General features: G+C 60.2%; 24 protein-coding genes, 2 tRNA genes and 2 pseudogenes. 12 read left to right on the top strand and 16 right to left on the bottom strand.

Annotation, left to right across the window (positions count from 1 at the left end; all coding sequences use genetic code 11):
- Positions 1–36: 36 nt before the first annotated feature.
- From mazG to M3484_RS01310, 3 genes are all read left to right on the top strand, one after another.
- Positions 37–882, top strand: a complete 846-nt coding sequence (gene mazG / locus M3484_RS01315; protein ID WP_283258259.1) for a nucleoside triphosphate pyrophosphohydrolase — start codon at positions 37–39, stop codon at positions 880–882.
- Positions 883–1163: 281 nt separating this feature from the next.
- On the top strand, positions 1164–1286 hold the full coding sequence (locus M3484_RS23540; protein WP_283258258.1) for a hypothetical protein: 123 nt from the start codon (positions 1164–1166) through the stop codon (positions 1284–1286).
- A 243-nt stretch (positions 1287–1529) separates the two neighbouring features.
- Positions 1530–2474, top strand: a complete 945-nt coding sequence (locus M3484_RS01310; RefSeq protein WP_249495423.1) for a nucleoside hydrolase — start codon at positions 1530–1532, stop codon at positions 2472–2474.
- A 16-nt stretch (positions 2475–2490) separates the two neighbouring features.
- On the opposite strand, the gene M3484_RS01305 is transcribed toward M3484_RS01310, so the two are convergent.
- From M3484_RS01305 to M3484_RS01290, 4 genes are read right to left on the bottom strand one after another with little or no spacing between them, the layout of a single operon-like run.
- Positions 2491–3534, bottom strand: a complete 1044-nt coding sequence (locus M3484_RS01305; protein ID WP_092897828.1) for a sensor histidine kinase — start codon at positions 3532–3534, stop codon at positions 2491–2493.
- On the bottom strand, positions 3534–4061 hold the full coding sequence (locus M3484_RS01300) for a gamma carbonic anhydrase family protein (RefSeq protein ID WP_249495422.1): 528 nt from the start codon (positions 4059–4061) through the stop codon (positions 3534–3536). The genes M3484_RS01305 and M3484_RS01300 overlap by 1 nt, the downstream gene beginning before the upstream one ends.
- The gene (gmk, locus tag M3484_RS01295) at positions 4058–4693 is read right to left on the bottom strand and encodes a guanylate kinase (RefSeq protein WP_249495421.1); all 636 of its coding nucleotides are present in this window, start codon (positions 4691–4693) and stop codon (positions 4058–4060) included. Before gmk ends, M3484_RS01300 begins: the two co-directional genes overlap by 4 nt.
- 14 nt (positions 4694–4707) lie before the next feature.
- Positions 4708–5589 carry a YicC/YloC family endoribonuclease gene (locus M3484_RS01290; protein WP_249495420.1) on the bottom strand — a complete coding sequence of 294 codons (882 nt, stop codon included), beginning with the start codon at positions 5587–5589 and terminating at the stop codon, positions 4708–4710.
- 260 nt (positions 5590–5849) lie between these two features.
- Here M3484_RS01290 and M3484_RS01285 point away from each other — a divergent pair, with 260 nt between their 5' ends.
- A complete protein-coding gene (locus M3484_RS01285; RefSeq protein ID WP_249495419.1) occupies positions 5850–6629 on the top strand; it encodes a PAS domain-containing protein in 780 nt (259 codons plus the stop codon).
- A 46-nt stretch (positions 6630–6675) separates the two neighbouring features.
- On the opposite strand, the gene M3484_RS01280 is transcribed toward M3484_RS01285, so the two are convergent.
- From M3484_RS01280 to M3484_RS01260, 5 genes are all read right to left on the bottom strand, one after another.
- On the bottom strand, positions 6676–7194 hold the full coding sequence (locus M3484_RS01280) for a GNAT family N-acetyltransferase (protein WP_092901703.1): 519 nt from the start codon (positions 7192–7194) through the stop codon (positions 6676–6678).
- A complete protein-coding gene (locus M3484_RS01275) occupies positions 7194–7814 on the bottom strand; it encodes a GNAT family N-acetyltransferase (protein ID WP_092897838.1) in 621 nt (206 codons plus the stop codon). Before M3484_RS01275 ends, M3484_RS01280 begins: the two co-directional genes overlap by 1 nt.
- A gap of 143 nt (positions 7815–7957) precedes the next feature.
- Positions 7958–8227, bottom strand: a complete 270-nt coding sequence (gene rpmA, locus M3484_RS01270) for a 50S ribosomal protein L27 (protein WP_092897840.1) — start codon at positions 8225–8227, stop codon at positions 7958–7960.
- A gap of 6 nt (positions 8228–8233) precedes the next feature.
- On the bottom strand, positions 8234–8686 hold the full coding sequence (gene rplU / locus M3484_RS01265) for a 50S ribosomal protein L21 (RefSeq protein ID WP_092897842.1): 453 nt from the start codon (positions 8684–8686) through the stop codon (positions 8234–8236).
- A 257-nt stretch (positions 8687–8943) separates the two neighbouring features.
- Entirely contained in the window at positions 8944–9960 is a 1017-nt protein-coding gene (locus M3484_RS01260; RefSeq protein WP_249495418.1) for a DUF2059 domain-containing protein, read from the bottom strand.
- A 283-nt stretch (positions 9961–10243) separates the two neighbouring features.
- Here M3484_RS01260 and M3484_RS01255 point away from each other — a divergent pair.
- From M3484_RS01255 to M3484_RS01240, 4 genes are all read left to right on the top strand, one after another.
- Positions 10244–10333: transfer RNA gene (locus M3484_RS01255), tRNA-Ser, on the top strand.
- A gap of 170 nt (positions 10334–10503) precedes the next feature.
- Positions 10504–11325, top strand: a complete 822-nt coding sequence (locus M3484_RS01250; protein WP_283258290.1) for a tyrosine-type recombinase/integrase — start codon at positions 10504–10506, stop codon at positions 11323–11325.
- Positions 11211–11618, top strand: a complete 408-nt coding sequence (locus tag M3484_RS01245) for a tyrosine-type recombinase/integrase (RefSeq protein ID WP_249495416.1) — start codon at positions 11211–11213, stop codon at positions 11616–11618. Before M3484_RS01250 ends, M3484_RS01245 begins: the two co-directional genes overlap by 115 nt.
- A gap of 18 nt (positions 11619–11636) precedes the next feature.
- On the top strand, positions 11637–12470 hold the full coding sequence (locus M3484_RS01240) for a hypothetical protein (RefSeq protein WP_249495415.1): 834 nt from the start codon (positions 11637–11639) through the stop codon (positions 12468–12470).
- Between the two features lie 260 nt (positions 12471–12730).
- Here the strand turns inward: M3484_RS01240 and M3484_RS01235 are convergent, their stop codons facing one another.
- The 5 genes and pseudogenes from M3484_RS01235 to M3484_RS01220 all read right to left on the bottom strand — a co-directional run bounded on the left by M3484_RS01235 (position 12731) and on the right by M3484_RS01220 (position 16536).
- Complete coding sequence (locus tag M3484_RS01235) at positions 12731–14188, bottom strand: type I restriction endonuclease subunit R (RefSeq protein WP_249495414.1); 1458 nt, start codon at positions 14186–14188, stop codon at positions 12731–12733.
- Positions 14149–14598, bottom strand: a pseudogene (locus M3484_RS01230) (N-6 DNA methylase); the annotation flags it as partial. The pseudogene M3484_RS01230 and the gene M3484_RS01235, both read right to left, overlap by 40 nt.
- A gap of 325 nt (positions 14599–14923) precedes the next feature.
- Positions 14924–15334, bottom strand: a complete 411-nt coding sequence (locus M3484_RS01225) for a beta/gamma crystallin family protein (RefSeq protein WP_143040466.1) — start codon at positions 15332–15334, stop codon at positions 14924–14926.
- A gap of 52 nt (positions 15335–15386) precedes the next feature.
- The gene (locus tag M3484_RS23875) at positions 15387–15821 is read right to left on the bottom strand and encodes an SH3 domain-containing protein (protein ID WP_502942425.1); all 435 of its coding nucleotides are present in this window, start codon (positions 15819–15821) and stop codon (positions 15387–15389) included.
- Between the two features lie 232 nt (positions 15822–16053).
- Complete coding sequence (locus M3484_RS01220; RefSeq protein WP_249495412.1) at positions 16054–16536, bottom strand: hypothetical protein; 483 nt, start codon at positions 16534–16536, stop codon at positions 16054–16056.
- 138 nt (positions 16537–16674) lie between these two features.
- On the opposite strand from M3484_RS01220, the gene M3484_RS01215 reads away from it, so the two are divergent.
- From M3484_RS01215 to M3484_RS23870, 4 genes and pseudogenes are all read left to right on the top strand, one after another.
- Positions 16675–17685, top strand: coding sequence for an OmpA family protein (locus tag M3484_RS01215; RefSeq protein ID WP_249495411.1), 1011 nt, complete (start codon positions 16675–16677; stop codon positions 17683–17685).
- Positions 17685–18296 (top strand): hypothetical protein, encoded by a 612-nt coding sequence (locus tag M3484_RS01210; protein WP_249495410.1) that lies wholly within the window; start codon positions 17685–17687, stop codon positions 18294–18296. Before M3484_RS01215 ends, M3484_RS01210 begins: the two co-directional genes overlap by 1 nt.
- Before the next feature lie 100 nt (positions 18297–18396).
- On the top strand, positions 18397–19536 hold the full coding sequence (locus M3484_RS01205; RefSeq protein WP_249495409.1) for a helix-turn-helix transcriptional regulator: 1140 nt from the start codon (positions 18397–18399) through the stop codon (positions 19534–19536).
- A gap of 1419 nt (positions 19537–20955) precedes the next feature.
- Positions 20956–21585 (top strand): annotated as a pseudogene (locus M3484_RS23870) (recombinase family protein); the annotation flags it as partial.
- Between the two features lie 183 nt (positions 21586–21768).
- Here M3484_RS23870 and M3484_RS01195 read toward each other — a convergent pair.
- Positions 21769–21930: a hypothetical protein gene (locus M3484_RS01195; protein WP_249495407.1), complete on the bottom strand. Its 162-nt coding sequence runs from the start codon at positions 21928–21930 to the stop codon at positions 21769–21771.
- A 231-nt stretch (positions 21931–22161) separates the two neighbouring features.
- Positions 22162–22249: transfer RNA gene (locus M3484_RS01190), tRNA-Ser, on the bottom strand.
- Positions 22250–22618 lie beyond the last annotated feature (369 nt).

Genomic DNA, 22618 nt, shown 5'->3' with positions numbered 1-22618 from the left:
TCACCCGTATAATGTGACCCAAACCGGAGCTTCGCAATGTCCGTATCCCGCCTTGACCGCGCCGAAAGCGACCAATTGGTTAACGATGACGCGACCCGGGCCGGCGATATCGCGCGGCTGGCGGAAATCATGCTGCGGCTGCGCGATCCGGAAACCGGCTGCCCCTGGGATGTGGAACAGACCCCGGCCTCGATTTCACGCTATTGTCTGGAAGAGGCGCATGAGGTGGTCGATGCCATCGAGCGTGAGGCCTGGGATGAGCTGAAGAGTGAGCTGGGGGATCTTTTGCTCCAGGTCGTGTTTCATGCGCGCATGCAGGAAGAGGCCGGGCGCTTTGATCTGTCAGATGTGATCCGCGCGATTTCCGACAAGATGATCGCCCGCCATCCGCATGTTTTCGGTGACGAAAGCCGCGATAAAAGCCCCGATCAACAGCGCATCGACTGGGAGGAGCTGAAAGCACGCGAGCGCGGACCTGCGCGAGTGCTCGACGGCGTGGCGATGGCGCTTCCGGCGCTGTCGCGGGCGGTCAAGCTGCAGAACAGGGCGGCGCGGGTCGGGTTTGACTGGCCCGGTGCGGGCGATGTGCTGGCCAAGATCACCGAGGAGGCCGCCGAGGTCGTCGAGGCGCGCGACACCCTGAGCGAGGTCGAGCTGACGGAGGAAATGGGCGATCTGCTCTTCGTCATGGCCAATCTCGCGCGGCACCTGAAGGTCGATCCCGAGGCTGCGCTGCGGGCAGCAAACCAGAAATTCACCCGCCGCTTCAACCGGATCGAGGACTGGCTGGCCGAGGATGGCCGCAGCCCGACGGCGTCGGACCTTGCCGAGATGGATGCGCTGTGGGACCGGGCCAAGGCAGAAGAGAAGGCCGCAAAGTGAGCGCCAGGGGGTAGCTTTCCAGGCCGGCATTCCGCAGGTTATACGTCGATTTGCCCGGAGATTTCGGGAGATGAGACCGCGAAACCGACGGCACGCGCGCGGGGGTTAATCGCTCTGCAGGCAAATTTCCGGATACCCGGCAGATGCCCCGCTCTGCGCCCTCTCCCGTCTGCCGGTGCCAGCTGATTCTCACCTTCTCCGTTGTCTCCAACCGCAGTCCCGGCCTTGGCGATACAAGCTGGCACAGGGGCAGTTTTACGCTTAACGGCGCGCCGAGAAACATGTCTGTCAAGGATGACGAAGACGTCTTTGACGATAAGACCGGCGTTGAAAATGACCAGGCCCTGAGCCTTGTGACCAGCAGTGTAAGCCGGGGCAGCGCTCGCAAGGCGCCGAAAGCGTGATATCGAGCAGATCGGTAGCGACGACCATATTGTCCGGTCGGTCTGTGTCTTCACCAGGCCCATCGCCTCGGGCGCTTCACTCGCATTTGCGGATGGCGACTATATTTGCGAGATCAAAAACTCCGATCTTTACGATGGTAGCCCGGTCAGCTTGCTGCCCCCCCACGGATCGCGCCCTCTCGCAACGCGGCACGGGATTGGCTAAGCTTGCGTCAGATCCCGGATGCAGCGCAGGTCAAGCTCATGTCAGAACAGCAAAAGATCATCATCGACACCGATCCCGGCCAGGATGATGCGGTCGCGCTTCTGCTTGCGCTGGCCAGCCCCGAGGCGCTGCAGGTGCTTGGCGTGACCGTGGTCGCCGGCAATGTGCCGCTGTCGCTGACGGTGCGCAACGCGCTGAATATCGTCGGCCTCACGGGGCGGCGCGATGTTCCGGTCTTTGCCGGCTGCGACCGGCCCATGAACCGCGAGGGTGTCACCGCAGAAGAGGTCCATGGCGCAAGCGGGCTGGACGGGATCGACCTGGGCGAGCCAGAGCTGACCGTCAGCTCGCAACACGGCGTTGATTTCATTGTCGAAACGCTGCGTCGCGAAGAGGCCGGAACGGTAACACTCTGCACCCTCGGCCCGCTGACGAATATCGCCACCGCTTTCAGCCGCGCCCCGGATATCATCGCGCGGGTCCGCCGGATCGTGCTGATGGGCGGCGCTCTGTTCGAAGGCGGCAATATCACCCCGGCGGCCGAGTTTAATATCTATGTCGACCCCGAGGCTGCGGATATCGTCTTCCGCTCCGGCGTCGATCTGGTGGTGCTGCCGCTTGATGTCACCCATAAGGCGCTGACCTCGCGCGCCTGGGTGAATGGTCTGCGCGCGCTTGGCACCCGCGCCGGAGACGCGGTCGCCGCCTGGACCGATTTCTTTGAACGCTACGACACCGCGAAATATGGCACCGACGGCGCGCCGCTGCATGACCCTTGCGTGATCGCCTTCATGCTGCGCCCCGAGCTCTTTTCCGGTCGCTTCATCAATGTCGCGATCGAGACGAAATCCGAACTTACGCTTGGCATGACGGTGGCCGACTGGTGGGGCGTCACAAAACGGGCGCCCAACGCGCTTTTCATCGGATCGGTCGACCGCGACGGCTTTTACGCCTTGCTGACCGAACGCATCGCGCGGCTGTAAATCAGTTTGGGGGCCGTCAGGTTTCGGGCAGCATCACCGAAAACACCGAGCCCCTGCCCTTTTCGCTCTCGATCTTCAGCCAGCCGCGATGGCGGTTGATGATATGTTTGACGATGGCGAGCCCCAGTCCGGTGCCGCCTTCAGCCCTCGAACGATGGGCATCGACCCGGTAAAACCGCTCGGTCAGGCGCGGCAGGTGGATCGGGTCGATCCCGTCGCCCTGATCGGCCACATCCACCCGGATCGCCGGCCCGCGCGAGGTGGTCTCGCGCGTGATGGTCACCGTCACCGGCTTGTCGCGCGCCCCGTATTTCACCGCGTTTTCCATGAGGTTCAGGAAGACCTGGGTCAGCTGGTCGGCATCTCCCGGCACCATGACCCGCCCGTCGATCCCCTCGAACCGGATCGTACAGCCATGCGCCTCGGCCACCTGGCGCACCGAGGCCGCAGCCGAGCGCAGAATTCCGGGCAGATCAATGGTTTCGCGCGGCCGCACCCGTTCTTCAGCCTCGACCCGGCTCAGATGCAGAAGATCGCGCACCAGCCGGTTCATCCGCCCGGCCTCGCGCGACATGATGCCGAGGAAACGGTCGCGCGCCACCGGGTCATCCTTCGCCGCCGATTGCAGCGTTTCGATAAAGCCCATCATCGCTGTCAGCGGCGTGCGCAGCTCGTGGCTGACATTGGCGACAAATTCGCGGCGGATCGCCTCGTTCTGCGCCTCCGAGGTCACATCCTGCATCACGCAGATCACCTGCGGCGGATCGGCGGCGGGCAGGCCCGAGACCTTGACCCGGTATTGCGCATCATCGGGCAGGCGCAAAAGGATGCGCCGTTGTGCCCCATCCCGCCGCGTGCCTGAAACCGCATCCAGCAGCTCCGGGCCGCGCAGTGAAAGCGCCAGGTTGCGGCCCCGCGCCTTTTCGCCCAAAATCGCCAGCGCCGGCACATTGGCCGCGCGGACCGTGTCGCGGTCGTCCAGCGTGAAGGCCGGCAATGGCAGCCCATCCAGCAATTGCTCGACCAGCCCTGGCTGTGCCTCGCCGTCCTCGTCCGACATCACGCGTGCCCCACCGGTTTCAGTCCGGCGCGGAAGCGGCGCGCATTGGCCTGATAGCCCTCGGCCGAGAGGATCAGCCGGGCTTGCGCGGCCTCATCCAGCACGCGCACCACCTTGCCGGGGCTGCCCATGACAAGGCTGTAATCGGGGATGACCTTGCCTTCGGTGATCAGGGCGCAGGCGCCGATCAGACAGCCTTTACCGATCCTTGCCCCGTTCAGCACCGTCGCCCCCATCCCGATCAGCGAGCCCTCACCGATCTCGCAGCCATGCAGCATCGCCTTATGGCCGATGGTGCAATTGGTGCCGATCACCAGCGGATAGCCCATATCGGTATGGAGCACCGCATGTTCCTGGATATTCGAGCCCGCGCCCACATCAATCAACTCATTATCGCCGCGCAGCACAGCGCCGAACCAGACATTCGCCCCCGGCCCCAACCGCACCTTGCCGATCAGTTCGGCCGAGGGCGCAACCCAGGCTTCCGCATCAATTTCAGGCGCGAGTCCATCGAGTTCCCAGATCATCTTGCGGCAAACTCCTCATTGAGACCGCGCACAAAGCCGGCCAGATCGGGCTGTCTCTCCCGTTTCAGCCGCTCCGCGGTGATGATGGCGCGCAGCCGCTCGAAACATTTATCCTGGTCGTCATTGACCAGCACGTAATCATATTCGGCCCAATGGCTGATCTCATCGCGACTTTTCGCCATCCGGCCTGCGATCACGTCTTCGCTGTCCTGACCCCGCCCACGCAGCCGGCGGTCGAGTTCCGCAATCGAGGGCGGCAGGATGAAAACCGATACCGCGTCGCGCCCTAGGGCCGAATTGCGGATCTGCTGGCCGCCCTGCCAGTCGACATCGAACAGGGTATCGCGGCCCTCGGCCATCGCGGCCTCGACCGGCGCGCGCGGGCTGCCGTAGAAATTGCCGAAGACCTCGGCATGTTCCAGCATCCCCCCCTGATCCACGATGGCGCGAAAGCCGTCATGGTCATGGAACCAGTAATGGATGCCATGTTCCTCGCCGGGCCGCGCTTTACGCGTGGTGGCCGAGACCGAGAATTTCAGCGTCGGATCCCAGTCCATCAGCCGCCGCGCCATGGTGGATTTGCCTGCGCCCGAGGGGGAGGAAAGGATCAGAAGAAGCCCGCGCCGCGCCAAATTACCACTCCCCGTTATTCGACATTCTGCACCTGTTCGCGCATCTGGTCGATCACCGTCTTCAGGTCAAGCCCGATCCGGGTCAGGTCGATATCCTGAGACTTTGACAAAAGCGTATTGGCCTCACGCAGGAATTCCTGCATCAGGAAGTCGAATTTACGACCGACCGGCGCCTGATCGGCCAGCAAGGCCCGGGCCGCCGCGACATGGGCGGTAAGACGGTCGATCTCTTCGGTGATATCGGCTTTCACCGCCATCAGCGCGAGTTCCTGCGCGAGGCGGGTTTCATCAAGGCCATCGACATTCCTGCCGACCCTCGCAAGCGCCTCGCCAAGTGCCTCGCGGGCTTTCGGGCGGCGGGCCTCTGCGGCGGATTTCGCCGCCGTGACAAGGTCGGTAATCCCGCCCAGCTGCGCCGCGATCACGCTGTTCAGGGCCTGGCCCTCCGCCGCGCGCGAGACATTGAAAGCCTCGATCAGCGCCGGCAGATCGGCGAGAATCGCTGCAGCAAGCGGCGCGGTATCCTCATCGGTGCCCGAGGTCTCGATCACACCGCGCATCGCCATCAGATCGCCGGCCGTCAGTGGCGTCAGCAGCAGATCGGCCGCAGTCGCCCGTGCCGTCACCTCGCCCGCAAGCCGCAACAGCACATCCAGCACCTCCGTGTTCAGGCGCGGACCCGCCTGGGCGCCTTCGTCCCGGCTCAGCCGCAAGGACAGGCTGACATTGCCACGCCCGAGCGCCTTTTGCAGCGCGGCGCGCAACCCCGCCTCGAGCCCGTCAATCCAGTCCGGCACCCGGAGCCGCAGATCAAGCCCTTTGCCATTGACCGAGCGCAGATCCCAGGCCCATGAAAATCCCGCAGCCTGACCACGTCCGGCCGCAAATCCCGTCATTGAAATTGTCAAAATAATCTCCCATCAGCCCGGTTGGCCCGGACCGTTCAGGTTCCCATAACAGCTCTTTACCATTTTAAGAGATTTCCATGCAAACCCGGTAGATTTTGTTCTAAAATATACCTGACGATACAACATCACTGCGACGGCTGGCTCCACCGGTCTCGCGTATCGGGGTACAGGGGCGCGGGGGCGTTACAGGTTACGTTACAGGCACACAGGCGACCGGGTCCGCCCGGCCTTTGTTGCAGGAGGCGGGTTTGACACAGGATTTCTTCACCCTCGGACTTGCACGGCGCGACCCGGCTGAAGAGGCACACTTTATCAGCCTGCAAAGGGTGCGCGGCTATTGGGAAGGGCTGATCGGGCCGGGCGGCGCGCTTCCGGAGCCAGCGGCGCTGGACCCGCGCGGGCTTTTGCCGGCGCTGGAAGATGTCTTCCTGGCCGAGCGGATCGGCGAAGGGCTTTTGCGACTGAGAATCGCCGGGCGGCGGGTCTCTGCTCCGGCCGGGGTCGATATGCAGGGCCTGCCGCTTTCGGCGATGTTCCTGCCCGAGGCACGGCCGGCACTGACCCATACGGCGGAACGGGTCTGCAATCATAATTCCCTCGTGACGATGGAATTGAAGGCGGAAGGCGGCCCTGGTCGCCCGGCGCTGACGGCACGGCTTTTGCTCCTGCCGCTGGCAGTACCGTTGCGGGGCCAGCCGACGGTACTCGGATGCCTCTCGACCCTGGGTGAGATCGGCCGTGCGCCGCGTCGGTTCATGGTTGCAGGCGCGGTGGAAGAGCGGCTGGGCCAGCGGATCAAATCGGCCTCCGCCAGGCCGGTGCATTCAGTCACCCTGCCGGATTTTGGCCAGGCCGCTTTGCCGCAGGCCCCGAACAGCCAGCCGGAAGAGCGGGTCCCGGATTACATCTTCGCGGAAAGACCTGCCGATTTTACGGTGCCCGACCTCGGGGATGCTGCGGGTGGCGACGGGCAGGCGACAGAACCTCCGGCACGGCCAAAGCTGCGCCTGGTGCATTCGTCAGACTGAAACATGCGGGCAATAACGGGGCAGCGCCTGGCACCCTGCCCGGCCGTCAGCCCGCCGCAGGGGTTTCGCGCTGATCCAGTTGCAGGCTCATGAAGTGCAGATCGAGCCAGCGGCCGAATTTCTGCCCGACCTGGGGCATCACCACGCCTTCGCTGAAGCCGAGCTTGCGATGCAGCGCCAGCGAGGCGGTGTTTTCCGCCTCGATCCCGGCGATCATCACATGCAGGCCCTGCGCACGGGCACGGGTGATCAGCGCCTCCATCAGCGCATGAGCGAGGCCAAGACCGCGATAGGCGACGCCCACATAGACCGAATGTTCCACCGTAAGCCGATAGCCATCAAAGGCCCGCCAGGCGCCGTATGAGGCATAGCCGGTGACCCCGCCATCTTCGGCCTGCGCCACCAGCACCGGGTAGCCCCCCGCGCGCCGGGCCGCCATCCAGTCGATGCGATTGGCGGCATCCACCGTCGCTTCGTTCCAGATCGCGGTTGTATGGAGCACGGCGTGATTATAGATCTCCGCGATGCCCGCGGCGTCATGGTCAAGGGCATCGCGGATCTGCATCATTTCACCATTTTGCGGATATAGGTCCAGGTGGGTACAATCGCATTGCGCGCCACCGAAAATGCCTCGGCATCGCCCAGATATTCAAACCCCGCATTGGTCAGCACGCGGGCCGATCCGGGATTGTCCTGGAACACTTCGGCGAAATAGGTGCTGTCTTCCAGAGGGTTGGCTGCAACCAGCGCCCGCACCGCCTCGGAGGCGATGCCGGTATTCCAGAATACCGGCGCGACCCAATAGGCGACCTCGGACTGGCCGGAGCGGCCTGCCTTCACCTCCATGGGTTTAAGGCTGATCACCCCGAGAAGTTCGGACAGACCATGTGCGGCCCCGTCCATCACCCAGACCGAACCCGGCCGGTCATGGTTCATCGACCGGTTGACATAGGCCTCTGCGGCGCCGGGCGGGAATGGGTGCGGGATGTTCTGCGTCGCATCGGCCACGCGTTTATCGCCGGCGTAATGCGCGATCAGACCGGCGTCAGAGGCCCGGACCGGGCGCAGGATAAAGCGCCCCGCCGCGATCTGCAGGTCACTGACCCCTTCCACTGAAGCAGCTGCCGCAGCGATTCCCTTACCGGCGCCGTAAGGCCCCGGGCTGCGGATCGTCTCGAATTCCATGGCTTCCCTCCTGCTCGAAGCTCATGTGGGTATCGGATCCTCGTTCTCCCATAGCCGCCCGGGCTTTTCCACGGCGGAAATGAGAAAAGGGACCGGCTTTTAGAGCCGATCCCTCCGATACATCTGATATGTAAAGGTTCGGCTTACTCGGCCGCCTCCGCAACGGGAAGCACCGAAATAAAAGTGCGGCCCTTGAGGCCCTTGCGGAATTTGACTGCGCCTTCGGCAACCGCATAGATCGTGTGGTCACGGCCCATGCCAACGCCTTCACCCGGGAAGAAGGTGGTGCCGCGCTGACGCACGATGATGTTGCCCGGAATGACAGCCTGGCCGCCATAGAGTTTCACACCAAGGCGACGACCAGCCGAGTCGCGACCGTTGCGGGACGAACCGCCTGCTTTTTTCTGTGCCATGGGGGATTACTCCTCTGCAGCAGCGGCCTTGCGGGCGCGCTTCGGTTTCTCGGCAGCTTCCGGAGCAGCCTTGGCAGCACCCGGGGCTTCATGAGCGGTGCGGCGCGCATCAGCGGTACCGGTCGCAGCTTTGACGCCCGACTTGTCAGCGCCAGCGGCGAGAACTTCGGTCACGCGAACCAGCGTCAGGTGCTGACGGTGGCCTTTGGTGCGCTGCGACGAATGCTTCCGGCGGCGCTTGACGAAGTGGATGGTTTTCGGGCCTTTGATCTGATCGATCACTTCGGCCTGCACAGCGGCGCCGGCCACGAAGGGCACGCCGACGGTGCTGTCCACCATCAGGATTTCGTTGAACTGGATTTTTTCACCAGCGACGGCATCAAGCTTTTCCACGCGCAGAACGTCACCCGCCTGCACTTTGTATTGCTTGCCGCCTGTTTTCAGGACCGCAAAGGTCATAATCTGTCTTCCTTCATTGCCCGCGTCCTGTGGCCCCTCTGACCCTTTACCGGGTCTTTGGTGTTCATGGGTTCCCCCGCCTTCGGACAGCGCATCCGTCACCGGATGATGTTCAAAAAGAATCCGCCCCTGGATTCGCGCCCTGGGGAAGATGTGCGCTTATGATCTGCATCAGGCATCGCGTCAAGCCATTCAGCGGGCCCGGCCCGGGCCCGACAGGTTTGCTTCCGTCCCCTGCCCGTCCCAAATCGGTATGTTCAGATCCGCGCGCCGCGCAGCACCTGCCCCGCTTCGTGGCCCAGCTCCTGCATCACCACCCGGAAGGTTTCACCATAAGCGGTGAACAGCGCCTGGTTCAGCGCCCTGCCGCTCTCGCTTTTGCTGAAAGCGAGGAACTGCTCCAGCTCGGCGTCACTGAGCGGTGCATAGGCCTCGGTCATGAAGGTCAGAAGCCAGGAGGTGGTGCTGGCCCGGATCTCGGCCTCCTGCGCCCAGACCTGGGCCATCCGGTCGGCTTCCGGCAAGCGTTGCTCCGGCGGCAGCGTGGCCGCGAGCGCCTCGTTGAACGCCGCCGCTCCGGTGAGACCCGAGGCGACATTGCCCTCGATCAGATCCGAAGCGTCAATCAGATTGCGGATCAGTCTGAGCCTTGGCGCACGCGCATCGCGCAGCTTGCCTGCAGCGACCTCGGCGGCCTCCTTGCTGTCCGGTTCCAGCAGCGTCTCGCGTGCCGCGATCTCGCGCGCCACAATGGCCTTGCCGGTCGGAGATGAAAAGAACGCAACCGCATCGGCCAGAACCTCAGGCCTGCCCGCCAGCGCCTCGCTCAGCGCCTGCGAGAATCGCGTCCGCAGGACGTCGGGCTGATAGATCCGCGCCACACTGGCCTGCCAGCGAAGACCTCCCCTGCCCCCGAGCAGGCCCTGATCGAGCCCCTCGCCATATACGTGCCCCTCGCGCGCGATCACCTCAAACAGCGCGCCGAGACCGAGGCTCTCCTCAAGAGCCGCCAGAGTCGCGCCCTGAGCGGCCGCGTCCCCTCCGCCAGGCTGGTCTGTCAGCGCCTGTCCGATGGGGGCCTGATCGATGGGCGCCTGTTCGGTGCCCGCCCCGTCACGCCCCTCGGCAAGCGCCGCAAAATCGGCGCCCGGCATGGGCAAGATCGCAATCAGCGCAGCGAAAGCTGCCGCATGCGGCCAGCTTCGGGACGGATAAGCCGCGCCCTGGTCCAGATGCCTGACCGCCAGACCTCGCCTTCCCTCATTGCGCTGCATCCCGCTTCTCCCGTTTGCCGGTTTCAGATGCAGCCTAAGCATGGCCAGGCCAGAGGCCAAGTGGGGGATCGCTCAAACCTGCGTGCGCGGCCCGCGCCGGGTCAGCAGACCCTGCGCGACGCAAAGACCGCCTGATCTTTCACAGGGCGCGCGCCATCCAACCCGGCCGCTGCCAATTTTCCGCCCTGAACATTCATCCCGAGAAAAATCCTGTCGAAACGGGCTTGCGCTTCCCGAAACACGAAGCTAAACCCCGCCTCCATAGACGACCCCCAGAAAGCGCGGAGAGGTGCCGGAGTGGTCGATCGGGGCGGTCTCGAAAACCGTTGTAGGTTTGCGCCTACCGTGGGTTCGAATCCCACCCTCTCCGCCACTTGGCATTTTCATTGCCCCCCCGAATCATTGCGTTCTAGCGTATAAGTCGCTGAACTTATGCCCTGATTTGCGTTGGTTGATTTCGTTCGCTTCGCTTCGATTGCGCTCGGTTCTGTTCATTTTGTGGTATGAACGGTGGTACGAGTTATGGGCTATTCCTAGGGAAAACTGACGAAGAACCTTGTGCGCACGCTAGGGCCCGGCAGGCATGCGGATGGTGGCGGGCTCTATCTTGTGGTCGATCCTTCAGGCGCGAGACGCCGGATTGTTCGCGTGACCGTTAAGGGGCAGCGCAACCGCGCTGGAAAGCCGCTGCGCACGGACTTCGGACTGGGCGGGGTGAATGTCGTGCCGCTGAACACAGCCCGGGATCGAGCGCTAGAGCATCAGCGACTGGCACGGCAAGGGCTGAACCCAAAGTTACACCGCGAGCAGGAGATCCTCTGCTTTGAGGATATCGCCCGGCAGGTTCACCTTGAACGCATGCCAACCTTGAAAAACCCCAAGCACGGCCAGCAATGGATTGACACGCTCGAAGACTATGCGTTTCCTAAGATCGGCCGGATACCTGTCTGCGATATCGGTCAGCGCGAGGTGATGCAGATCCTTTCACCAATCTGGACAATAAAACATGAAACGGCGCGACGCGTGGCTCAGCGGATCAAGACGGTACTCGATGTCGCGCAAGCGCATGGCTACCGTGAGGGCGAAAACCCGGTTTCTCTGGTCCAGAGCGCCCGCGTCCTGCCCCGTCTGAAAGACAAGGTCAAACATCACGACGCCATGGACTGGCGCGAGGTGCCCGCTTTCTATGCCAAACTGACCAAACAGAATGGCATGGCTGCCAAAGCGCTGATGTTCACCTGTCTGACCGGATGCCGCACAAGCGAAGTGCTACAAGCTGTCTGGGAGGAGTTCGATTCAAGGAGCGTCTCTGGGTTATCCCCGACGACCGCACCAAGACAGATACGATCCACCGCGTCCCCCTGACCGATCAGATGCTGGCAGTGCTGGAACCGCTCAAAGCGCTTCGTTCCAAAGTGGTGTTCGAGGGGCAGCGGCGGCACAAGCCATTGTCCAACATGTCGATGCTAATGCTGCCGCGCCGGATGGGCATCGACAATGTGACTGTGCACGGCTTCCGCTCTGCCTTCCGAGATTGGGTATCTGAGGAGGGTAATGTCTCGCGCGAGGTGGCAGAGCTGAGCCTTGGCCACAAGGTCGGCAATGAGGTTGAAAGGGCTTATGCGCGGTCAGATATGTTAGAAAAAGACGAGTGCTGATGGAAAGGTGGTGCGAGTATGTTGCCTCTTGAAGTTTGGGAGGATGGAAAAAGAGTGAAGCGCCCCCACCTGAGACACGGTGCATCGGATCACGATTACATCCTCTACCGAGCAGCCTATGAAGTTACGAAATGTCTCGAAAAATGGCTGAAGATTCCACTCGATTACAACCAGACATTCTTACCCGCATTATTGATGATAGATCTTTACGATGGGCCTGTCTGGATGCACGCCGATCAAGGACAAGAAATTGGAGATATACGCAAGGTCATCAAGGAAACACGCCGGGCAAGGCAATCAATTCAATCCGCGATTAACCTCGACAATAAGGGGGACAACGGCGCGTCAAAATTGGAACTGGACCGAGCCATCATCTGTATGAAGGGCCTCCCACCTCCAGTCAGTCTTTGGATTGAAAACGCAGCGTGCGACACTCTGGAGAGGTGGCTACGACTGTTATCACACATCCACGTATTATTTACTGAATACGCCAAAGACCGAAAAGGCCGATCCGGACATATCAGGGCACGGACAACCGCTATTGCAGTACGCGCAGTTTTTGAAGTGCACTCTGAAAATCCCATTTCATTGGGCATCACCGAACAGGTTCCAGAAGGAGAATATGGGAAGTGCGTTCAGGAGATTTTTTCCCGAGCGGGAATTCCAGTAAACTTTTACCGCTACGCGCGAATAGCCAAAAATCTCCCGCAGAACGACGAGCAACTAGCAGAGATCATAGCTGTCCTCCGAGAGCAATATTGCCCGGAACCGCCTACCCCAGTCAGCGCGATATTTTACGACGCTCGATATTCCCCTTCCGTATCTCTCATTAATAACCGGAAGATGTCTTAATGTGTCAGGTATCGACATCGACCACGGGGCTTCACTGGGTGAGAATTTTTGAAAAATTGTATTTTTTGTTCTGCAAGCGTGCTGGACATCTATCGCTTACCTTCGATTGCAGACCACACGCTAGGAAGCAATCTAATGTGACACAATCAGATAGAAGTATCTGATCCAAAAAGGATATACGACGACTGCGATGAAGAGCTGGACATGATCGCTGATCGCAACCGTCGCGCTCAATGGCGGCACAGGAATGTCGGGCCGACCTACCTGAAAATGGGGCGTCGCGCAACAAACATCGCTTTGCCGCGATAGCCACGCATTGCGAAGTGCAGTGCCATATCCTCGGCCACCTTGTCCAAGCGGTCGGGCGCGGTAATCAGTGTATATTGCCGCCCGAATTTCTGACTGAGCTTCTTTTCTTGCTCCTCATCCAGCATCGCCTCATCCAGCAGGGCGTCCATTTCCTCCCGCAATTCGCCGGCGTTCAGCTGCAAATCAGGCTTCCTCGCCTCATAGAACAGCGGAACCGTCGCACCATCACGCACCGACTGCGCGAAGTCATAGATCGAGACGTAATCACCAAACACTTCACGCGTGCGACTGGCCTCGCCTTGGATCAGCGGAGTTCCGGTAAAGCCGATGAAGGCCGCATTTGGCAGTGCGGCTCGCATATTGGCTGCAAGTTGGTCGTACTGGCTGCGGTGTGCCTCGTCTGTCATCACGATGATATCCGAGCGTTCTGACAAAACCGGCATCGGCTCTCTGTCCGCCGTGCTGAACTTCTGGATCAGGCAGAACACATAGCGTTCGTTGCCCGCCAGCAACTCTTTCAGATGCGCGCGGCTGCCCGCTTGCGCCTGATGAATATCCTTGGTCAATGCGCCCACAGAGGCGAATTGACCCGCAATCTGGTCGTCCAGTTCGGTTCGATCAGTCACAACGACGAAGGTGTAATTTCCACCCAATCGACGCAGCACCTTTTCCGCGAACATCACCATCGACAGGCTCTTGCCCGAACCTTGCGTGTGCCAGAACACACCCAGCTTGCCTTGGTTACTCTCAATATGCCGAACAGCATCAATGGCGCGGTTGACGCCTAGGACCTGATGATACTTGCCGACGATCTTGCGCAAGCCGCCCCGCGCTTCGTCGAACAGGACGAAACTCTCGATCAGATCGAGGAAACGGGCGGGCTCGCAGGTGGCGCGCAGCAGGGTTTCATGGCTAGGATCGTCCGGTCCTTCCTCTTCTAACCGTTTCCATGGCGCAAAGACATCATAGGGCGCATGTGCCGCCCCCGTCACCGCTTCCAGCCCGTTCGAGAGTATCACGAAGCCATTGGCAGGGAACAACTGCGGGATTGTGTCACGGTAGTCACGCAGATTATTGTCATAGGCATCGGCAAGCGGACAGGCGGGCCCCTTCCATTCTGCCAAGAGAAGCGGCAGGCCGTTGACATAACCGATGGTATCGGGCCGTCGGCGGTGCAGCACCCCGTCGATCCAAACCTGACTGGCGACAAGGAAGTGGTTGGCTGAAATATCCCGCCAGTCGATCACCCGCACCAGCAAGTCATCGAATTTCCCGTCATCACGGCGCACCTGAACCGGAACACCATTGCGGATGAGGGACAGCACCTCGCTACTGGCCACGACCGGCAGCAAAGCCGAGCGATCACGGGTCAGCTCAGTTTCAGCCTGCGCAAGTGCTTCAGCTGGCAAGCTCGGGTTGCCACCTTACACAAACCGAGCACATCTCTGTACGCAGCACCGCAGAAGGTTTCGGTCATCTTCGCACCGCTGCCTGCCGTTAGCTCTGCATCCTGGCCGCGCCAAAGCCGCACGATATTGCCGATGAATTCGATCTGATCCGGTGTGAAATCCCGCTGGGCGCGGCCGACCTGACGGAAGATTTGCCGAACGTCGATGAACAACACCTCATCGGCACGCGGCGTGTCCTTCTTCACCTTTTCGAGAAACCACAAGGTCACCGGCAGGGTAACGGTGAAGAACATGTTGGGCGAGGTGCTGACGATCACATCAACCGCCCCGCTTTCGATCAGCTTGCGGCGCAGATCGCGCTCTGACCCGCCAGCGTCTGAAGCAGAATTGGCCATGACAAAGCCCGCACGCCCGTTGTCTTTATGGACCCAACATTAGGTTGCTTCTCAGATCCAACCTAGCATGCGCGTATATGCGGCCGACGATCTAAAGGCGCGGTCTGGCGCCTGACGTGCGAGAGTCGAGCTGCTGCGTTCGCTGGCCGAAGTGCAGCTCAAAGCATTAAACGCCCTCCAGGAGCGCGACGAAGGCAAGGTCAAGGTCAGCGCACCGAGCTTGCCCCTCCTGACCGAACCCGATCCCGAGCCGGTCGTCATGTCACCTGGCACCCGAGGCACCGGGACAACCTTCTCCGATGTTCTGTCAGCGCTCCACAAAGAGCGCACCGCTGGAGCGTTATTTGTCGCACAGGCAGCTTGCTCTTCCTGCCTCGTCATTCCACCACCCCAGCCGGGCGGTGTTTCCTGAGAAGGTTTTACTTTTTCCTCGCTTGTCGACGTGTTCATAGAGGGTAACCCTGCATCCGGGGCCCATCTTGACCGAACCTATGTCATCGTTCCAGCGCCTGGAAAACACTTCGGTATATTGAAAACTATGTCCATTCGTGGTGCTTCTGTATCCGGGGTCATCGGCTGCAATAAGCATCATTCCTGAAGTCAAAACATATGACCGCCCTTTAAAATCCTTATGCTCGAATACCTGGCAGCCATTTTTCAGACCTGGCGTTGTTTCTGCATGCACAGGCAGAGACAGAAAAGATATTGTGGCTGCCACAATCCAGGGAAGTGATTTTATTTTTCCGATCACATCAGATCTCCGTTGTTTTAAAGTGACAATGTCGACATCGCTCCGGACGGCATCAGTACTTTGCGATTGACAGAGGGGATCTCAAAACCCAGCCACGCTGACCGGAAGCCGTCTCGACATAGCAATAGCCGTTCCGGCACAAGTTCGATTTCAGCATATGCAGAGGCTGTCCGACTGGAATAACCGTAATCACTTCGTCGTGTTTGCTTGGGCCTGACCGCAGGTTGAGCTTGTTCTGGGAAACGCCATAGCCGACAGAATCAATACGGTCTGGCAAGGGAACTGTAATGTCAGTAGTCCCATCTTTCAGGATCCAGCCTCGGATGCCTCCCGGTCCCTGAACCAGGCAGTATCCGTTCATGCAACTGGATATGTTCAGGAACACGAACTCACTTCCTTTGGGGAACTCACCAAGTTTCGTGTAGGACTTACCCGGCCCATTGCGAACAGCCAGAAGTTGCGTTGCTTCACCCCGAATGCCGGGCATGCTTCCGCCACGCCCCATAAGTTGACTCATTGACGCGGAAGGGAGACCTGCCACGACCGCGAGGATAAATATGGCCGCACATATTCCGCCAAATCGCATAAATTTTCCTCTCACATTTCTGACAGGGTGGTGTTTGGTCACCAGAATTCACCGCAATCTTCAAAAAACAAATGATGACGAAAGGGTTTTTTGCGCATCCGCAATGATTGCAATATAGGGAAATATTCAAAAATTACGGCATACATTTAATATTTTCTATCCGAAACGTGAATGGGGTCGACCCAGGGCGTGCAGCGATCATATGCGTTACAATGACGTCAACATGACATTTATCGCTGCTGATCCGATACCCCTGATTTATTTCCTCTATTGAGCTGATTTTTCGATCATTCAGGGCAGTTGAAATGTATCTGTCATCGAGGATTGTTTTAATGACCTTTGCACTGTCTCTGTATCCGGTGATGGCTGCCTTTGGCGGGGTATGCATGGCAAAAGTCAGGGCGATGACAACTATGGTTCTGACGAGGCTGAGTTGCGCGCCTTTCAAGCCCGGATTGGCATCTGCCACGCGGCCGCGACCGAAGCATGTCCGCCCATCCGGCAACCTTATTGCGTTATTTTGCGCAGGATCCGACATCCCGGACAGCCATGTCGGAAGATGGGCGCCGATACTGCAAGGCGTTGGCAGAGGGCAGGTGGAATAATTCAAGCTCATATGCCTCTCAGCGACGGGATGTCCTTTCCGGATCATTGCGGCCCCAGCCGGGAAAGCATCCACCAAATGGTGGATGTGGCTGAAAATATTTCCTCTAAAATCTGCCGTTGGTTGGATAATTACGCTTTAGGAGTTCCCATGAAGACCCGGTCCATCTTATATGTTGCGCGCGCCCTGACGTCCTGCCTGTTTGCCAGCCACCTTATGACGACAACGGCCGGTGCGCAGGAGCTGCCACAGTTGCTGGACTTCTTTTCCATCGCGACTCCGACCGAAAAGACACCCCAGATCGACAATTATGACGAGACCTGGATGATCACCGGCCCGGTATCTGATTCGCTCACGAAAGCGACCGAGGGCGAGAACTGGAAGCTTCTCGAGGGGCGGATCATCTATGCCTATTACCGCTTCGCGCCGGGCGACAGCGCACTGCAGATCACCCGCAGCTTTGAGGCGGCGGCGAAGGATGCCGATTATGACGTGGTCTTCTCTTGCAACTCCGAACGTGGCGACTGCTTTACCAGCGGCGACAAGGTGCCGGGGCTCTATGTCGGACTGTTGCTTGATAAGCCGAACAATATGCCCGCGCTGGATGCGCTTGACATGCAGATCGTGCGCAATCTCTTTCAGACAGGCGGCGCTCGGTTGCTCTATCTGACGAAAGGCACCGGCGAAAATGTCATCCATATGCAGGTGGCGCTTGCCGATACCCCGGAAAAGGGGGTCATGGCGATCACCAAGACCGTAATCACCGGGGATGAGCCGGGGCTGACCGGCGCCACTTCGATGCGCGACAAGCTGGTCGCCGGGGAAAACGTTACGCTCGACAATCTGCTGTTCGATACGGACAGCGCCATCCTGTTGCCGCCATCGCGCGAACAGGTTTTCGAGATTGCCATGATGCTGCGTGATGATCCTGCACTGAAGCTGGAGATCATCGGCCATACCGACAGCGATGGCGGGCGGCCACATAACCAGGGACTGTCAGAAAGACGTGCAGCGGCTGTGGTCGATGCGCTGGTCAATGGCTTTGACATCGAAGCCGAGCGACTGACCTCCTCCGGGCGGGGCATGGATGAGCCTGTGGCAAGCAATGCGACCTCCGCCGGAAAAGCCAAAAATCGCCGTGTAGAGCTGAGGTTGCGCTGATGAGCCGGACCATAGCCCTGCTTCGGAACCATGCGCGAGCCTGGACAAAGGCCGCAGCACTTGCCGTCGCCGCTTTTTCTGTCACGCCTGATCGTGCCGAGGCGGTCATGATCTATTTCTATTCCGAGAACCATTGCCGGGGAAAGGTGCGTCTGACCACCCAGTTCCGGGCGGTGAACGGGATCCGCGGCCATGGCCTTGGCAATCTGAATGATGAATTCCGCTCGGTGAAATTCGTGACGGATTACCCGGAAAAGGCCGATATCGCCGGCGGTTATCTTGCCGTTTACGATGACCCGGAAGGCCGCCCTTCCGTCGATGACGAGGCCCATATCTGGATCAAAGATATCCGGCTTTTCCCGCCCGGCGGATTTTGCGTCGGCACATTCGAGAACAACCTCAATGGCGCAGTCAAAGTTGAATACAGGCGCAAGAATGGGCTCGACGGCAAGGTTTCCTACTTTGTGATGGAATGCAGGGACAGCTGCCGGGAAAGCGTCGATCCTCCGACCGAGAACAACGGCGCGCCGCCCCGAAAAGAACTGAAGCTGAGAGACTGGCCGCGGTTTGAGGATCGCGTTTTCAAAGGTGGCAATTTCCCGAAACCCTGAGCTGCCCCCGTTTTGTCTGACCACCGGCAGCGTTCGATTTTTCTTGCCAGAAAGCAGAGCCCAGGGATCAATATGGCGGGTCTGACCAGGATTTTGCCATATGGACTTACATATTTCCCCGGAACGCCTTTCTGCTCTGATTGCCAGAATCTATGACTGTGCCCTTGATCCATCCCTCTGGCCGGATGCGATGGGCGCGATTTGTGACGAGCTTGATCTTCGCACCGGTGTTGTCAGTCTGATTGATCTGGGAACGGGCCAGCCCCTGCTGGCCTCTGCCACCGGGTTTGATCCCGCCTGGCTCGGGCGGCTGCACGAATTCTCGGACGGGCTGGTTTCGCTTTGGGGCGGTGAAGCCGTTGTGCGGAACATGCCGCTTGAGGAACCGGCGGTGCTCTCGGCGGTCAATCCGGTTGCGATTTCGGAGGAGAGCGCTGATCCCTTTCATCTCGGTTTCAATCAGCCTCAGGGTTTTGTCGATGCCATTGCCGTGGGGCTGACACGCGATGAGACCATGCTCGGAACCATCGGCTTCAATCGTCATGAAAGCCACGGCCTGGTCGGCCCGCGCGAGATCGCGATCATGCGGCTCCTTGTGCCGCATCTGCAACGCGCGATAGCCGTGAGCCGCGTGCTGGAAATGCAGCAAATCCGTCAGACCAATCTGGAAACCGCACTGCACGCGCTCCGTGTTCCTCTCTTTATGATCGACAGTGATCTGCATCTGCATTTCCACAATAGTGCGGCGGAAAAGGTTGTCGCAGATAGCGGCATCCTCAGGGTGGTCAATGGCACGCTTATATTGACGGACCCGGAAGCGCAGCGCCGGGTCAGAAAAGCGCTGCTTTCGGTCGGCGCATGCGACGATCCCGCAAAGGCCAGCCCCTTTGGCACGGCCTTCACAGATGCTGAGAATGCGCCATGGGTCGCGCATGTCCTGCCGATCACGCACAGGGCGCGATCGGCAGGCGCGCAATACATGCTCTTCCTCGCGGGTCCGTCAATGCGTGAAGGGACGGCTGCGCTGGAAGCGCTCGCGTCTCTTTACGCACTTACAGGCGCAGAAACGCAGGTCTTGCAACGGCTTTGCACCGGTCAGTCTGCGAAGCAGATCGCTGAAGATCTTGGCATCGCGCTCAGCACCCTGAAAACCCACACATTGCGGATCTATGAGAAGACAGGGCTGCATCGCCAGGCAGAGTTGGTCGCGCTGACCCGTGGTGCGCTGGCCCCGGTCTGAACAGCACAATTCGGCCCATCGGAAGGTGATCGGGTCGTGCCCCCCGACCGGGCGACGCCGGCCAATGCCCCCGCGCAGCCTCGCCGACTGCCCGCGGTCAGGCGAGTGACGCAGTCCTAAAGCGCGGGCCAGAGAAGGCGCCTTGTTCAGTGCCATGTAACAGACACAGAAGCCTGACCTGCTCAGCGCAAATGCTTCGCCCCGACGCCACAGGTGATACCAGGTGGCCAACCAGCTCGCGATCAGCTTTATCACGGCGCGATGGCGCTAGACCCAGGTTTCGGCAGCGGTAACGGTGAAATCCGTTAGATATCCGGGCAGATGTCCGAGAAGTGCACTTGCCAGGAAGTATACCGACCTCATGCACTGCATTCTGGCGCAGAACGAAACAGGAAACTCCGCCCCGCTTTCCCCTGCGATCAGCGATCTTGCCAATCAGCTGGCCTATGCGCACCGCCACGACGCGCCATTCCAGTTTCTGATCGGCTTCCTTTGCGAAATACTGTTCAAGGCAGGAGCACAAAGGTAAGTGGGAGGACTGGAACCCCCGCTCCCGCGTACGAGCAGGGCAAGGTGCAGCGTTTTACGTAGCAAAATGCCCAGCAGCACGAAACCAGAGGCGCCTTGACAACAGGAATACAGCCAATATATCACTTAAAATCAGTTACATAACAATCTATGTTTCTGAAGTTGTGGCGGGACGTGCGGGATACGGATGAGCACTACGTCTACTCTATAGCCCTCTAAAAACGTAGCCGAAATTAGGCCGGAAGCCCCTAAATTGACGGCGGCTTCTGGCCTTCGGCTGCGCATTCCATACATGAATCTCCCCCTGTTCGGCACGCTGTCAGCTTCCAGCGACTCCGGGATGATTGGTCGCAGCAACCGTTCGCCGGGCATTCTTCGCACGATGAAAGAAGGATCGTGCGATGAAACCAATACCTGTCACCCAATGCACCATCTGCGGCTTCGTAAGATATTCCGTGGAAGCAACAAATGAGAGATGCCCGAAGGTCTATGACCGAAAGCGATGCGACGGCACCATGGGCGGGATGCTGCAAGACGGTGACTGGATCGTCTGCCGAGAATGCCTAGCCCAAGAAGGGCAGTCCTGTTCTCATTGCATGGACGTTGGCTGGCTTCCGACTCGTCTCCGCTAATTCTAAGGCGATCAGGATGTCACGGCATTCAGCTTTTCGTCCTTTCATCTCCTGATCCCGTCCTTGCGCCCGGCCGCCGCTCCGCTTTGGCCGGGCCGGTTGCTTGGTGGCTCTGCCCCCCTGGCGCGACACAAGGGATCACTGGCGCTCGACCGGGACGGTATCCCCAGCCTTCCGCGCGGATGCGTGTTTCTCACTCTCGCCCACGGCCTCGATCCGCTTGTGCAGGCCGGGTGATCCCCCTCCGTCCGGGTCGCCCATGCACCTTACACCCCCGGTCTCGCCGACGAGCATGCACGTCATGATGCGGCAGATCATGGCGCTGTTCGACGAATACCAGTCCAAGGAAAACGCCAAGCACGTCCTGCGCGCCTTGAAGGAGAATGCCCGGCAAGGCTTCTGGAACGGTTCGCTGCCGCCCATCGGCTACCGCGTGGTCGCAGCCGAGCAACGTGGTGCGAAGGTCAAGATGAAACTAGAAATCGACCGGCTGCACGCGGACACGATCCGGCTCATCTATCGTCTTGCCCTGGAGGGCGAAGGCTCATCGGGCCAGATGGGGGTCAAGGCCATCGTCAAATACCTCAACGGCAGGGGCATCTTCGCCCGCAACGGCGGGCGCTGGGGTATTGGGCAGGTCCACCGTGTCCTGACCCGGCGCACCTATATTGGCGAGCACCAGTTCAACAAGCGGTCCAAGGCCAAGGAGCTGAAGCCGGAGCAAGAGGTCATCACCGTTCAGGTGCCGGCGCGGGTCGTCATCGGGCCGACGCTGCTCACCGGCATCTGCTATTGCGGCAATTGCGGGGGAGCCATGACCATCCGCACCGGCAAGGGCGGCCGCTATCGCTACTATGCCTGCTCGATCAAGGCGCGGCAGGGCGAAACGGGCTGCAAGGGCCGTGCGATCCCCATGGACAAGCTCGACCGCATGGTGGTCAGCCACATCGAGAACCGCTTGCTCGATCCCGACCGGCTGGAGAAGCTGCTTGGGACCGTCCTCGGCCGCCGCGAGGATCAGGCCGACCGACGCCGGCAGCACATTGCCGAACTGGAGCGGCGGGCGGTCGAATCAGACATGCGCCTCAAGCGCCCCTATGACGCCATCGAGGCCGGCGTCGCCGATCTCGACGACCCGGCGCTCAAGGAGCGCATCGCCGGCCTCAAGGTCATCCGCGATCAGGCGCGAGCCGATGCCGACCGGGCTCAGGCGCTGCTCGACAGTCCCGGCCATAGCGCCATCACTCCGACGATGGTCCTCGGCTTTGCCCGCCGCGCACGCGAACGCATCCGGGGCAGCGAAGGGGGCTATCGGCGGGATCATCTGCGCGCCTTGGCGCAACGCGTCGAAGTCGCGGACGATGCGATTCGCATCATGGGATCGAAGAAGGAATTGTTGAGAACGCTTGTTGCTGGCCAAGTGCGGCAGTCGGCGGCGGTTGGCGTGCCCAGAAGCGGACTGAAGTGGCGGATGAGGTGGGATTCGAACCCACGGAGGGTTGCCCCTCGCTGGTTTTCAAGACCAGTGCCTTAAACCACTCGGCCACTCATCCGCATGCGCGTTTCAGGGGGGTCACCCCGAGGCGACGGTTGCCCGCCCGATCACGCAGGTCTTGCTTACTGACTGCTGAAACAATTTCCAAGCTGATAATGTGAACTCGGCCTCCGACCTTTTGCCTGACGGCGCCTCCCCCTGGCGCATCGCATGGGCGGGCAGCTGTGGACTGAAGGTGCGGCCATCACTCGAGGATAAGCAGATCCGGCAGGACGGCGTCAGGGCATCTGCACCTTTTATACTACTTAAGCATATGTATTTCATTATAAAATACACAGAACCCCAACCCCCTGCCAATCTCCGCCAATCGTGAAAGGCAGGGCCGCCTCGGCTCTTTCCATAATGGGGGGCTCTGGGTATACTGACG

The sequence above is a fragment of the Pseudomonas sp. GX19020 genome, from assembly GCF_023371075.1.
GTDB lineage: Bacteria > Pseudomonadota > Alphaproteobacteria > Rhodobacterales > Rhodobacteraceae > Pseudogemmobacter.
Note: the sequence above shows the minus strand (reverse complement) of the source record. Positions and strands in the feature narration are given on the sequence as shown.